13 protein-coding genes are annotated in these 12746 nt (G+C 50.3%); all 13 read right to left on the bottom strand.

Going from position 1 to position 12746, the window contains the following annotated elements:
• Positions 1-3 precede the first annotated feature (3 nt).
• The 13 genes from lpxA to rpsB all read right to left on the bottom strand — a co-directional run bounded on the left by lpxA (position 4) and on the right by rpsB (position 12708).
• Complete coding sequence (lpxA, locus tag B4N58_RS04175) at positions 4-792, bottom strand: acyl-ACP--UDP-N-acetylglucosamine O-acyltransferase (RefSeq protein ID WP_291746123.1); 789 nt, start codon at positions 790-792, stop codon at positions 4-6.
• A gap of 13 nt (positions 793-805) precedes the next feature.
• The gene (gene fabZ, locus B4N58_RS04170) at positions 806-1255 is read right to left on the bottom strand and encodes a 3-hydroxyacyl-ACP dehydratase FabZ (RefSeq protein WP_232222716.1); all 450 of its coding nucleotides are present in this window, start codon (positions 1253-1255) and stop codon (positions 806-808) included.
• A gap of 53 nt (positions 1256-1308) precedes the next feature.
• Positions 1309-2391, bottom strand: a complete 1083-nt coding sequence (lpxD, locus tag B4N58_RS04165) for a UDP-3-O-(3-hydroxymyristoyl)glucosamine N-acyltransferase (RefSeq protein ID WP_291746120.1) — start codon at positions 2389-2391, stop codon at positions 1309-1311.
• Between the two features lie 9 nt (positions 2392-2400).
• The gene (locus B4N58_RS04160) at positions 2401-2922 is read right to left on the bottom strand and encodes an OmpH family outer membrane protein (protein WP_291746117.1); all 522 of its coding nucleotides are present in this window, start codon (positions 2920-2922) and stop codon (positions 2401-2403) included.
• Between the two features lie 20 nt (positions 2923-2942).
• Positions 2943-5249 (bottom strand): outer membrane protein assembly factor BamA, encoded by a 2307-nt coding sequence (bamA, locus tag B4N58_RS04155; protein WP_291746114.1) that lies wholly within the window; start codon positions 5247-5249, stop codon positions 2943-2945.
• 51 nt (positions 5250-5300) lie between these two features.
• The gene (gene rseP, locus B4N58_RS04150; RefSeq protein WP_291746112.1) at positions 5301-6644 is read right to left on the bottom strand and encodes an RIP metalloprotease RseP; all 1344 of its coding nucleotides are present in this window, start codon (positions 6642-6644) and stop codon (positions 5301-5303) included.
• Positions 6645-6657: 13 nt separating this feature from the next.
• Entirely contained in the window at positions 6658-7857 is a 1200-nt protein-coding gene (gene dxr / locus B4N58_RS04145) for a 1-deoxy-D-xylulose-5-phosphate reductoisomerase (RefSeq protein WP_291746109.1), read from the bottom strand.
• Positions 7858-7865: 8 nt separating this feature from the next.
• A complete protein-coding gene (locus tag B4N58_RS04140) occupies positions 7866-8708 on the bottom strand; it encodes a phosphatidate cytidylyltransferase (RefSeq protein WP_008252548.1) in 843 nt (280 codons plus the stop codon).
• A 24-nt stretch (positions 8709-8732) separates the two neighbouring features.
• Positions 8733-9521 (bottom strand): isoprenyl transferase, encoded by a 789-nt coding sequence (locus B4N58_RS04135; protein ID WP_008252551.1) that lies wholly within the window; start codon positions 9519-9521, stop codon positions 8733-8735.
• Between the two features lie 7 nt (positions 9522-9528).
• Positions 9529-10089: a ribosome recycling factor gene (frr, locus tag B4N58_RS04130; RefSeq protein WP_008252553.1), complete on the bottom strand. Its 561-nt coding sequence runs from the start codon at positions 10087-10089 to the stop codon at positions 9529-9531.
• Between the two features lie 66 nt (positions 10090-10155).
• Positions 10156-10866: a UMP kinase gene (gene pyrH, locus B4N58_RS04125; RefSeq protein ID WP_008252555.1), complete on the bottom strand. Its 711-nt coding sequence runs from the start codon at positions 10864-10866 to the stop codon at positions 10156-10158.
• Between the two features lie 115 nt (positions 10867-10981).
• On the bottom strand, positions 10982-11872 hold the full coding sequence (gene tsf, locus B4N58_RS04120) for a translation elongation factor Ts (RefSeq protein WP_008252557.1): 891 nt from the start codon (positions 11870-11872) through the stop codon (positions 10982-10984).
• An 80-nt stretch (positions 11873-11952) separates the two neighbouring features.
• Positions 11953-12708 carry a 30S ribosomal protein S2 gene (gene rpsB, locus B4N58_RS04115; protein WP_008252558.1) on the bottom strand — a complete coding sequence of 252 codons (756 nt, stop codon included), beginning with the start codon at positions 12706-12708 and terminating at the stop codon, positions 11953-11955.
• Positions 12709-12746 lie beyond the last annotated feature (38 nt).

Raw genomic sequence — 12746 nt, 5'->3', positions numbered from 1 at the left:
GACTTAACGAATAATGCCGCGGGTGGCTTCGTCAAGAAATGTTTTCATGTGAACAAGGTGTTGCTTGGCATCGTCTGGTGCCGATAAGGTCAACGAATCAATTGCTTCCTTTGCCTCTGCAATGCTCAGCCCCTGGCGATAAATCGCTTTGTACGCCCGCTTGATATTCAAGATTGCATCGGGTGAAAAACCTCTGCGCTTCAAACCTTCCGAGTTAATGCCGGCGGGCGCGGCGGGGTACCCTGCTGCCATCACGAAAGGTGGTACATCCTGCATCAGCTTGGTTTGAAAAGCAGTCATGGCATGGTCACCCACGCGTATGAATTGGTGTACACCGCTCATGCCACCCAGAATGACCCAATCACCAATAATGACATGACCAGCCAGTTGCACGCTGTTGGCGATGATGGTGTTGCTGCCGATGTGACAGTCATGAGCAATGTGCACGTAAGCCATAATCCAGTTGTCATTGGCCAGGGTGGTTTTACCACCGTCCTGCACAGTACCCGTATTGAAGGTGCAGTATTCCCGAACGGTGTTGCGGTCACCAATGATCAGTTCGGTGGGCTCACCCTTGTATTTCTTGTCCTGAGGGTCACCGCCAATGGTGGCAGAGCCATGAAATACGTTGTCCTCACCAATGGTCGTGTGACCGCTGATGATCATGTGTGGTCCTATCTTCGTGCGAGCGCCAATTTTTACATTGGGCCCAATCACGGAAAATGGTCCTACTTCGACCGTGCTGTCCAGCTCGGCATTGGGATCAACGATTGCAGACGCGTGTATCGGCATTTGAAAGTATTCCTTAAACTTCGCGGGCCGTGCACATCAAATCTGCCAGTGCGACCACATTGCCATCCACAAGCGCTTTCGCAGCATACTTCCAGATACCGCGCGAAACACGCTCCACCTGAACATCCAGCATCAAAACATCACCCGGCACCACAGGGCGCTTGAAACGACAATTGTCGATACCGACAAAGTAGTACACCAGGTTTTTGTCCGGTGCTGCTTCCATGGATTTGAATGACAAAAGCCCCGCAGCCTGCGCCAAAGCTTCCATGATTAATACCCCAGGCATCACCGGGTGAATCGGGAAGTGCCCGGGAAAGAATGGCTCGTTGTAGCTGACGTTTTTCTGCGCCAGAATTCGAACATTGGGTTCAAGTTCAAGCACTCGATCAACGAGTACAAAAGGGTATCGGTGCGGCAAATTTTCCAAAATGCCTTTGATGTCCATAACTGGCGTATTCATAGCTTCTGAGTTCACACTTTTAATTTGGGTTTATTGTTATTTCGGCTTGCTTGTTATCGCTTGTTTTTCAACTCGCGCACTTCGTGGCGCAACTTGAGTAATTGCTTGAGAGTCACGGCAGTTTTCTCCCAATCCTTGTGTTCTTGCAAGGGGAAAATTCCGGTGTAGGCACCAGGTTCTTTGATGCTGCTCATCACCACCGACGCCCCAGACACATGCGTACCCTCTGGAATATTGAGGTGACCAAACACCATCGCGGCACCGCCCACCGTACAACGCGCGCCAATGCTTGTGCTGCCTGCAATACCCACACAGCCAGCCATGGCAGAATGTTCGCCTATGGTGACATTGTGAGCGATCTGGATTTGATTATCCAGTTTTACTCCAAAACCAATCAAGGTGTCGTCCAACGCACCCCTGTCGATGGTTGTGTTGGCGCCGATTTCCACGTGATCTGCGATCAACACGCGACCCACCTGCGGTATTTTGACCCACCTTCCTTTCTCGTTGGCGAAGCCAAAGCCATCTGCGCCGATCACTACACCCGCATGCAAAATACAATGCGAGCCTATGGTGCATTCGTCGTAGACGGTCACGTTTGGATAAATGCGTGTTTCGGCTCCTACTTCAACATGGTTGCCAAGAACAACGCCCGCCTCAATTCTGCTACCCTCGCCCACTTTGGCATGGGCTCCAATCACACAATTTGCTGCAATCATGGCGCCGGGAGCAATGGTGGCAGTTGGATCTACAACAGCACGTGGGTGAATACCAGGTGCGGGTTTGAATTCACTGTGGGCTACCCACCACTGTTGCAATTTGGCGTAGTACAGGTAAGGGTCGCTAACCAACCATGCCACTGAGTTGGGCACGGGCTTTTCACTTTCTTTAAGAAATTGGCAAAGCGACTCAAATTGCGATTCACGGACAAGAATTACGCCTGCTTTGGTTAAAAGCAGTTGATCGCGAAACTTGGGATTGGCCATGAAGCCAAGGTGCTTGACACCGGCTTTTTCCAGCGGTTGTATCCCGACCAGAGAAATGTCATCAGACATCGCCGGGGCATCACCAAACGAAGCCAGTCGACCGCCAAACTGCTCTAGCAGTGTGCTGAGCTTCGTTTCAATGAAATTCATTGATGTGGTTTACTTCGCGTTGTCCAAGCTGCTGAGAACTTGGTCGGTAATGTCGATGCGCTTGTTGGCATACACGGCTTCCTGGAAAATAATGTCGTAGTTTTCCTTTTCAGCAATCTGGCGAATCACGCGATTGGCACGCTCAACCAACTCACCTACCACTTGGTTTTTGCGCTGCGCGAGGTCTTCCTCGAATTCGCGACGCTTGCGTTGGAAATCACGGTCCATTTCAGCCAGGTCACGCTGACGACGAACCTTCTCTGCCTCAGGCAAGGTAATGGCGTCTTTGTCCAATTTGGTGGCTTCTGCTTTCACCTTTGTGGCTAGATCTTCCAGTTCTTTCTGGCGCTTGGAAAAATCACGTTCCAGTTTCTTTTGAGATTCCACGGCAAACTTGGAATCACGCAAAATACGCTCCGTGTTCACAAATCCAATCTTGGTCGCTGCTTGGGCGTGGGACATGGTTGGCAGTACAACCGCCAGAGACAAGGCACCACCAATCAACAATTTTTTCACACTATTCAAAACCATTCTCCAATATTTGTTCGAATTTAGAAGCCTGTACCAATCGTGAACTGAACACGTTGGGTTTCATCCTGCGGCTCACGGTTCAGCGGTACACCCAAGCTGAACTTCAATGGTCCAACTGGGGACAGCCAGGAAATACCGACACCGGTTGAGTATCTCAATTCACCAAACTTGATTTTCTCATTGGTTTGGAAAACATTGCCTGCGTCAAGGAAGGTAAATGCCCTGAAGGTGCGGTCTTTCGACATACCCGGAATCGGGAAGAAAAACTCTGCATTGGCAATAACGCGCTTGGAGCCACCAATGGGTACATTGTCAGCATCACGTGGTCCCAGGGTAGATGAGCGATAGCCTCGAACCGTACCAATACCACCTGCGTATACATTGCGGAAAATTGGATAAGGCGAGTCGCCAAGACCGAAACCACCGGTCACTTCACCGTTCAATGCCAGGGTGTAAAGCTTGCCAATCGGGAAGTAAAACTGTTCCTGATAAGTGGTGCGAATGAACTCTTGATCGCCCAGCGGAGTTGCATATTCCGCTGTCAAACGGGTCACCCGACCGCGCGTGGGGGCTATTGCAGAATCGCGAGAGTCGAACGAGTAACCAGCGTTGAGCAACACGGCATAGCTTGAATTGCCAAAGTCGTTCACATATCGCTGGAAGCGATCTGGACTAAACGGGCCCACTTCAAGGTCTGTGCCTTCGTAACCTGCACCAAACGAAATGCGTTCGAATTCGCTGATTGGATAACCAAAGCGAAGGCCCGCGCCCGTGGTTTCAATGATGTAGTCACCCAGATTCAATTCACTTGGGTCTGTGCGACGGTTATACACCTCAAAGCTGCGGGAAACCCCATCGATTGTGAAGTACGGATCTGTTTGTGAAAACGAAATTGTGCGGTTCACTTTGCTGGTATTCAACTCCAGCCCTACTGTTTTCCCGGTTCCAAACAGGTTTTGCTGCTGAATGGCTGCTGAAAGCACCAAGCTGTCCGTACTTGAAATACCGGCACCCAGCAAGAGATTGCCAGTCGGCTTTTCCTCCACCTGCATGTTCACATCGATTTGATCAGATGTGCCCGGTACAGGTTGGGTTTCGATGTCCACATTGGAGAAGTAACCCAAGCGGTCAACCCGTTCCTTGGACAACTGAATTTTTCTGGAGTCATACCAGGACGATTCAAACTGACGGAATTCGCGGCGAATGACTTCGTCTTTGGTGCGAGTATTGCCGCCCACATTCATGCGGCGAACATACACCCGTTTACCGGTATCAACTGCCATATTGATGTTGACGACGCGTTTTTCACGGTCGAGGTCGGGGATGACGTTGGCATTGGCAAATGCATAGCCATAGTTACCCAGGCGATCCTGAATGGCTTTGGAACTGTCAGTCAGCAATTCGCCATTGAAGGTTTCGCCTTTTTTCATTTTGATCAAAGATCGCAGCTCATCGTCTCGCCCCAGCAGTTGGCCGGTAAGCTCAATGTCGCCGAAAGTAAACTTTTCACCTTCCTTGATGGTAATGGTGATGAAAATATCTTGCTTGTTGGGTGCAATTTGAACCTGGGTGTTTTCGATGTTGAAATCGGCATAACCACGGTTTAGGTAAAAGGAGCGTAGCTTTTCAATGTCGCCGCTCAGCTTTTGACGGGAATACTGATCATTTTTGCTATACCACGACATCCAGCCGCCGGTACTCAGTTCGAATTCCTCAAGCAGCTCTTCTTCCTCGAAGTCTTTTGCCCCAAGAATTTTCAGCTGTTTGATGGATGCGGACTCCCCTTCGTCGACATTAAAAGTAATGCCAACGCGGTTGCGCGCCAATTGGTCAACCCGGGTTTGAACCTGTGCGCCATATTTGCTGCGGGATAGGTATTGACGCTTCAGTTCCTGCTCGGCTTTGTCGAGTAGTGATTTGTCAAAAATAAGTGACTCACCGATACCCACGCCTTTCAGCGCCTCTTTCAAGGTTTCTTTGTCGAATTCCTTGGTGCCATTAATTTCTACGGAGGCGATCGCCGGGCGTTCTACCACGGTTACAACCAGCACGTCGCCCTTCGCCGAAATTTTGACGTCTTCAAAAAAACCGGTTGCAAACAGTGAACGAATGGCCTGCAGAGCCTTTTCATCGGTAAATGTATCACCCACGCGAATGGGCAGGTAGCTAAATACCGTGCCCGCTTCAGTGCGGCGCAATCCTTCCACCTCAATGTCTTTCACCACAAACTGGGTTGCCTGGGCATGTACAACGCCCACCGACAAAGCACAGGTGGCCACGACTGGGTAAACCAAGCGCGCTGGAAACAGAGTACTTCTTATTGTCATTCAGATCGTTCCTACCAGCCCCGTCAGGCTGGAACCAATATATGAAGGCCTTTAGAAAATTAGCCTTTGAATATCATTAAAAAAAGCAACACTGGTCAATATGCCAATCAGCAAAATACCCAGTTTTTGACCTCGAATTTGCCAAACTTCATCAACTGGCTTGCCTCTGACGATTTCGGCCAAATAATACATCAAGTGCCCACCATCCAAGAGAGGGATTGGCAAAAGATTCAAAATGCCTAGGCTAACAGAAACCATGGCTAGAAAACCGAAAAAAGGAAGAATCCCAAGGCTTGATGATTCACCGGCAGCCGATGCAATGGACACTGGCCCGCTGAGGTGGTTCCAGGACAAATCGCCTGTCACCATTTTACCCAACGCGGCCAGCGAGAATACGCTGACTTCAATCATTCGGCCGGTACCCTCAACGATCGATTCAAACGGATTCAGGGGGTTATTCACGATCACCGACTCGCCGCCAATCGATAAACCCAATCTACCAATGGTTTCGCCATTTTCAAGCTGGGTTTTTTCAGGTAATGCCAACAGGCTGATGTCTTGATCATTCCGGCGAATGCGAACAGTGGTCTCCAGCGCCGGACGTTCTTTGATCAGGCTTGTAAATTGGGCCGATGTTTCAACAGGAATACCATCAACACTGAGCAACTGGTCATTGGCCATAAAACCGGCGACCGCAGCCGCACTGCCTTCACTCACTGCTCGAACCAATACGCTTTTCTCGACCGGAGAAAAACCAAGCTCACGCGTCAGGGCGGGCCCCAGCTCTGCATCTACCTCAGAGGATTGAACCGGCTCAAGGAATAACTCATATCCACCACGATTTACTTTAATCGAGAGGTCGTCGCGGAAGAGCCGAGCTTTGATCAACGCCCAAGACACTTCATTCCAGTTTTTGGTGCGATCGCCGTTTACCTCGGTAATTTCATCGCCGCCCATCAAGCCCGCATTTGCAGCAACTGAATTGGGGATTGGCTCTGAAACCTGGGTTGCAAGGCCCATGGGTTGCATGTAAGCCAAAAAGCCGTAAATAAGGGCAGCAAGGATAAGGTTGGCCAAGGGGCCAGCCAGAACAATCGCAATACGCTGGCCAACAGGCTTGCGATTGAATGCTTCGGAGAGTTCAATGTCGTGACCCTTCAGGCTGTCAGGGTCCCGCTCATCCAGCATCCGGACATAACCGCCCAAGGGAATCCATGAAACAGTCCATTCCACTTTGGTTTTTCGATTAATCCATCTGAATATTGGTTTGCCAAAACCCACAGAGAAACGTATGACGCGCACGCCGTAGAAGCGGGCCACAGAGTAGTGGCCATATTCGTGAATGAAAACCAGAATGCCCAAGGCAATCAGGAATGAAACAATTGAATTCAGCATTTAAATCCTGTGTTTAAAACTTTTCAGCGCTTTCGGTTGCATAAGCGCGCACTTCGCTGTCCAACGCAAAGGCGTCATCCAGATTCGCAATGGACGACAACGCAAAGCGGGACATACACATTTGCGTCAACTTCACAATGTCCATATAAGCAATCTTTTCATTCAAAAACAAGTCTACTGCCATTTCATTGGCCGCATTAAACACAGGGGCCATGGTGTCGGGTTTCTCAAGCACATCGAAAGCCAGTTTTAGCATCGGGAAACGACTCAAGTCGGGTTCCTCGAAGTCGAGCTTGCCCAAGGCAGCCAAATTCAAACGGGGTGAGCCTGATTCAATTCGGTCTGGTAAACCCAAAACGTGAGCGATCGGCGTTCTCATGTCAGGACACCCCAGTTGTGCCAGCATGCTACCGTCTTTGTACTCCACCAGTGAATGAACAATGGATTGAGGGTGAACCAGTACCGAAAGTTGTTTGGCGGGTAGACCAAACAGCCACAGCGCTTCGATCAATTCCAGTCCTTTGTTCGCCATGGTGGCGCTGTCTACTGAAATTTTACGCCCCATCACCCAGTTCGGATGCGCAATCGCTTGGGCAGGACTGACCTGAGAAAGTTCCGCGAGACTTTTGTTTCTGAAAGGGCCGCCAGACGCGGTTAAAACCAATCTTTCTATGCCGAATTCAGTTGCTCTGCTGAGATCATAATTCGCGGGTAAGCACTGGTAAATCGCATTGTGTTCCGAATCGACCGGCAAAATTGTGGCGCCTGAACGCAAGCAAGCCTGGATCATGAACTGCCCTGCAAGTACCAAGGATTCCTTGTTGGCAAGCAGCACCCTTTTCCCGGCTTGTAATGCACTAAGCGTGGGTTTTAGCCCGGCAGAGCCAACTATTGCGGCGACAACAATATCAACTTGTGCGCTTTGACACAGTTCTTCAAGATCAGCCTGCCCCCCAATGTCGGGCATATAACCCAGTTTCTCGCGAAGTTTCGCGCTGAAACCCAAGGCGTGCCACTGTTCCAGTGCTGTGGTGTCACAGATAATCAAGGCCTTGGGGCGGTGCGCACAGGCCTGTGAGTACAACAATTCAATGTTTTTTCCTGCAGCCAGGCCGTACACCTGAAAACGATTCGGGTGCCTTGCGATCACGTCAAGGGTGTTGACACCAATGGTGCCAGTGGCACCCAAAATAAGTAACTTCTGCAAATTCATTGTTCGACTCAGGCCACCACTGCACTAACCAGTAAAATTGCAAGGGGCAGTACGGGCAACTGTGCATCAATCCGGTCTAGAACGCCACCATGGCCCGGCAATAATTGACTGCTGTCCTTTAGCCCAGCCCTGCGTTTAAGCATCGATTCAAACAAGTCGCCCACCACACTGTAAGCGCTCAATACCACCAGCCAGAATGTGAACACGATTGGGTGCCAACGTTCAAAGGCCATGGCCTGCCAAGTGTTCTTCAGTTCAGGATAGGAGGCTGCCAGCAAAACAACCAACCAACTGAGTGCCACCACACTGAACGCCCCTCCGATTGCACCTTCCCAGCTTTTGCCTGGAGAGATTCGGGGCGCAAGCTTGCGTTTGCCGAAGGTTTTACCGAAGAAGTAGGCAAAAATATCTGCAGCGAAGCAAATCGCGATGGTGCTGAGCAGGAAAACAATACCGTAGGTTTTTGTGATGACCAAGGCCAAACCCGCTGCAGCAACCAGAATGAAGCCAACCAGGCCGTAAAGCGTTTTGTTGGCCATAACACCCACGGATACATTTCTGAGGCACCAGGGGGCAAAAGCGACCCAGAATACGCTGGCCAAGGCAAGCAAAGGAAAGGCTTGGGTTTGTAGATTGACCGAGCGCTCTATTACGACACACAGAGCGCCCCCCGCAACTGCATAGGCGACGGCTTTTACTGGCTCATACAAACCAAGGCGAGCCCACTCCCAGAATGCACCCACAAGTACTGTCAAAACGAAAAGATTCCAGCCGATTTCGCCGCCATACAACAGAACCACAAGCAACACGATCAGCAGGATCACAGCCGTGATCACACGCGTTCTAAGCATGATATGTCTCGATTGAGAACTGAATCACTGGGCGGATTGCCGAACATTGGCCACTGGGGGCTGAATTTGCTCGGAGGTTCGACCAAAGCGTCGTTCTCTGTTGTTATAGGAATCAATGGCCTCAAGCAGCATCGGCTTGCCGAAATCAGGCCAAAATTTATCTGTGAAATAAAACTCAGTGTACGCCAACTGCCACAACAGGAAATTGGATACTCGTTGCTCGCCACCAGTACGGATGAAAAGGTCTGGCTCGGGGCTGCCTTGCAGGCACAAATGTCTGGAAAGATCAGTTTCCGAAATTTGATTCGGATTGTTGGCCAACTCGGGATTGCATTTCAGCATGCTTTTTGTCGCTTGGAGAATATCCCAGCGGCCGCCGTAATTGGCTGCAATGTTTAAAAACAGGCGGGTGTTGTTTTTGGTGAGTTCTTCGGCGGAGGAGATGGCCGCCTGCAGCTCGGGCTCAAACGCGGTGGTGTCGCCAATAATTCTCAGGCAAATATTTTCACGGTGCATGGCTTCCACGTCTTTGCGCAGCACTCGTATAAACAGGCGCATTAGCAGGCTGACTTCTTCTTCGGGCCGGCGCCAGTTCTCAGACGAAAAAGCAAAGAGTGTAAGGTGCTCAACGCCTAGTTCACAACAAGCCTGGACTGTGCGCTTGACAGCGTCTACGCCACGCTTGTGTCCCGCAAATCGGGGCATAAGGCGGCTTTTTGCCCAACGGCCATTTCCATCCATCACGATTGCAACGTGCTTTGGAATGTTGGATGTGCAGGGCACATCCAATGTTGAGCTAGTGTAGACGGTCATAACCGACTTAAACCGTCATGATTTCGGCTTCTTTGGACTGCAAAACCTGATCGACTTCGGATACGAACTTGTCGGTCAATTTTTGGATGTCTGCCTGCGCTCGACGCTCATCGTCCTCTGAAATTTCCTTGTCGTTCACCAAGCGCTTCAGCGCCTCGTTGGCATCACGGCGCAGGTTACGAATAGCAACTTTGGTTTGCTCACCTTCGCCTTTGATGAATTTGGTCAACTCTTTGCGCCGCTCTTCAGTCAAGGCAGGCATTGGAACACGAATGGTTTCACCCATTGACGCGGGGTTCAGACCAAGGTCTGATTCGCGAATGGCCTTTTCCACAGCATTGGCCATATTTTTTTCCCACGGCTGAACGACAATGGTCCGCGCATCAGCCAGACTCAGGTTTGCAACCTGCGATATTGGCACCATGGAGCCGTAATAATCGACTTGTACGTGATCCAAAATGCCTGTGTGGGCGCGTCCGGTGCGTACTTTCTGCAAATCGGTTTTCAGGGATTCGATGGATTTCACCATCTTTTCTTCGGTCGTTTTACGAATGTTTGCAACGCTCATGATTAAATTCTCACTGCCTTATTGGATTAATTAGTGGATTAATTAGTCGGTTGGATGGTCAGTTAGTTACATGTGCACCAAGGTGCCCTCGTTCTCACCAGCAACTGCGCGGTGCAATGCGCCGGGCTTGTTGATGGAAAATACTCGAATTGGAAGCTTCTGATCGCGGCACAAAGCGAATGCAGTGGCGTCCATGACTTCGAGGTTTTTTGAAATCGCTTCGTTGAACGAAATTCTCTCGTAACGGGTTGCAGTGGGATCTTTATTGGGGTCAGCGGTGTAAATGCCATCTACTTTCGTGGCTTTGAGCACAACCTCAGCGCCAATTTCAGAGCCGCGCAATGCCGCCGCGGTATCGGTTGTAAAGAACGGATTCCCGGTTCCTGCTGCAAATATAACAACTTTGCCTTCTTCAAGGTATCGAATGGCTTTGGGTCGGATGTAAGGCTCAACAACCTGCTCAATGTTGAGCGCAGATTGAACCCTTGCCTCAACGCCAGCACGCCGAAACGCGTCCTGCAATGCCAGTGCGTTCATTACAGTGGCCATCATGCCCATGTAGTCCGCTGTGGCCCTGTCCATCCCGGCTGCGCCAGGGGCTATTCCCCGGAAAATATTGCCGCCACCAATAACAACTGCCAATTCCACTCCTGATGCGGAGACTTCTGCAACTTCAGCAACCATTCTTTCAATGGTTTGACGGTTGATGCCGTAGGAGTCTTCACCCATCAGGGCTTCGCCTGACAATTTGAGTAACACACGTTTGTATGCTGACATTCAAGCCTCTTGTTGGATCATTGTCAGGATTCTATAACGTAAAGCACAGAACTTCGTAGACGTGCAAATAAAAAGGGGCTTCCCGAGTCGAGAAACCCCTCTTCAAATAAAGGAATTAACGGCCTGCGGCGGCGGCTGCAGCTTGTGCGGCAACTTCAGCGGCGAAATCGTTTACCTTCTTTTCAATGCCTTCACCGACGATGAACAGGTCGAAGCCATTTATTTCGCTACCCTTGCTCTTCAACATTGCTTCAACGGTCAGCTTGTCATCTTTAACAAAAGGCTGAGACAGCAGGGCAACTTCTTTCAAGAATTTCTTGATAGAACCTTCAACCATTTTCTCTGCGATGTCGGCTGGCTTGCCAGACTCTTCTGCTTTGGCTTTGGCCACTGAACGCTCGCGGTCAATGTCTTCCTGTGGCACGCCGCTTTCATGCAAGGCCTTTGGTTTTGTCGCAGCGATGTGCAAAGCAACGTCTTTACCCACGTTTTCATCGGGGCCAGTGTAGTCAACCAGCACGCCAATTTTGCCACCATGGATGTACGAGCTCAGGCTGCCTTTTGCTTCAACGCGCTTAAAACGACGTACGGACATGTTTTCGCCAATTTTGCCGATCAAGGCTGCACGAACCGTTTCAACTGTACCTTCGCCCAAAGGCAACGCTGACAGTGCTTCTACATCAGCCGGGTTGTGGTCAGCAATCAACTTGGACACATTGGCCACAAAAGCCAGGAAGTCGTCGTTTTTCGCCACGAAGTCAGTCTCGCAATTGACTTCAACAATCGTTCCCAAATTACTGGAATCATTGATATAAATGCCAACCAAGCCCTCAGCGGTCACTCGGGCGGCGGCCTTGCCGGCTTTGCTACCCAGCTTGACGCGCAAAATTTCTTCTGCCTTTTCCATGTCGCCAGCGGCTTCAGTCAGGGCTTTTTTGCATTCCATCATCGGCGCATCAGTTTTCTCGCGCAGTACTTTAACCATTGCTGCTGTAATTTCAGCCATTGATTTTCTCCTAAAGTCGGATTCTGAATTAGATAAAAAAAAGGGGCGACTGATCGCCCCATCGGAAGGCAAAGGCTTGGTTAGCCTTCAGCTCCCTCTTCAGACACTTCAACGAAATCGTCGCCGCCTTTGATGGCTTCAACCACATCGTTTACAGCCTGGTCACGGCCTGCCAATACGGCGTCGGCTACTGAACGGGCGTACAAACGGATGGCGCGGGCCGAGTCATCGTTACCAGGAATGATGTAGCTAACACCAGCTGGAGAGTGGTTGGTATCCACAATACCTACCACTGGAATGCCAAGCTTTTCGGCTTCAGTAATGGCAATTTTGTGGTAACCCACGTCGCACACGAAAATGGCGTCAGGCAGTGTAGGCATGTCTTTAATGCCACCAATTGACTGGTTCAGCTTTTCAAGTTCACGGGCGAACATCAAGGCTTCTTTCTTGGACATGCGCTCAGTACCGCCGTCGGCGATGATGGCTTCCATGTCTTTCAGGCGCTTGATGGATGTTTTTACTGTTTTGAAGTTGGTCAACATGCCACCCAGCCAGCGCTGGTCAACATAAGGCATGCCACAACGCTGTGCTTCTTCAGCGATGATTTCTTTGGCCTGACGCTTGGTACACACAAACAGGATGTTGCCGCGGTTGGCTGACAGGCGCTTTACGAATTTCAGCGCGTCGTCGAGCATAACAACGGTTTTTTCCAGGTTGATAATGTGAATTTTGTTACGATGGCCGTAAATGTAAGGGGCCATTTTTGGGTTCCAGAAGCGAGTTTGGTGGCCAAAGTGGCAACCAGCTTCCAGCATTTCGCGCATTGATGCTGCCATGAATTTCTCCAGTATAGACAGGGTTAAATGGGTTTGTA

This window comes from Limnobacter sp. UBA3528, from assembly GCF_002377005.1.
In the GTDB taxonomy this organism is placed as follows: domain Bacteria; phylum Pseudomonadota; class Gammaproteobacteria; order Burkholderiales; family Burkholderiaceae_B; genus Limnobacter.
This window is presented reverse-complemented; position numbering and strand designations above follow the sequence as displayed.

Coding starts and splice junctions, on each gene's coding strand:
- bamA (WP_291746114.1), bottom strand. CDS start 5,249: ATGACAATAAGAAGTACTCTGTTTCCAGCGCGCTTGGTTTACCCAGTC.
- B4N58_RS04135 (WP_008252551.1), bottom strand. CDS start 9,521: ATGACCGTCTACACTAGCTCAACATTGGATGTGCCCTGCACATCCAAC.
- rpsB (WP_008252558.1), bottom strand. CDS start 12,708: ATGGCAGCATCAATGCGCGAAATGCTGGAAGCTGGTTGCCACTTTGGC.
- fabZ (WP_232222716.1), bottom strand. CDS start 1,255: ATGAATACGCCAGTTATGGACATCAAAGGCATTTTGGAAAATTTGCCG.
- lpxA (WP_291746123.1), bottom strand. CDS start 792: ATGCCGATACACGCGTCTGCAATCGTTGATCCCAATGCCGAGCTGGAC.
- B4N58_RS04160 (WP_291746117.1), bottom strand. CDS start 2,922: ATGGTTTTGAATAGTGTGAAAAAATTGTTGATTGGTGGTGCCTTGTCT.
- frr (WP_008252553.1), bottom strand. CDS start 10,089: ATGAGCGTTGCAAACATTCGTAAAACGACCGAAGAAAAGATGGTGAAA.
- rseP (WP_291746112.1), bottom strand. CDS start 6,644: ATGCTGAATTCAATTGTTTCATTCCTGATTGCCTTGGGCATTCTGGTT.
- pyrH (WP_008252555.1), bottom strand. CDS start 10,866: ATGTCAGCATACAAACGTGTGTTACTCAAATTGTCAGGCGAAGCCCTG.
- tsf (WP_008252557.1), bottom strand. CDS start 11,872: ATGGCTGAAATTACAGCAGCAATGGTTAAAGTACTGCGCGAGAAAACT.
- lpxD (WP_291746120.1), bottom strand. CDS start 2,391: ATGAATTTCATTGAAACGAAGCTCAGCACACTGCTAGAGCAGTTTGGC.
- B4N58_RS04140 (WP_008252548.1), bottom strand. CDS start 8,708: ATGCTTAGAACGCGTGTGATCACGGCTGTGATCCTGCTGATCGTGTTG.
- dxr (WP_291746109.1), bottom strand. CDS start 7,857: ATGAATTTGCAGAAGTTACTTATTTTGGGTGCCACTGGCACCATTGGT.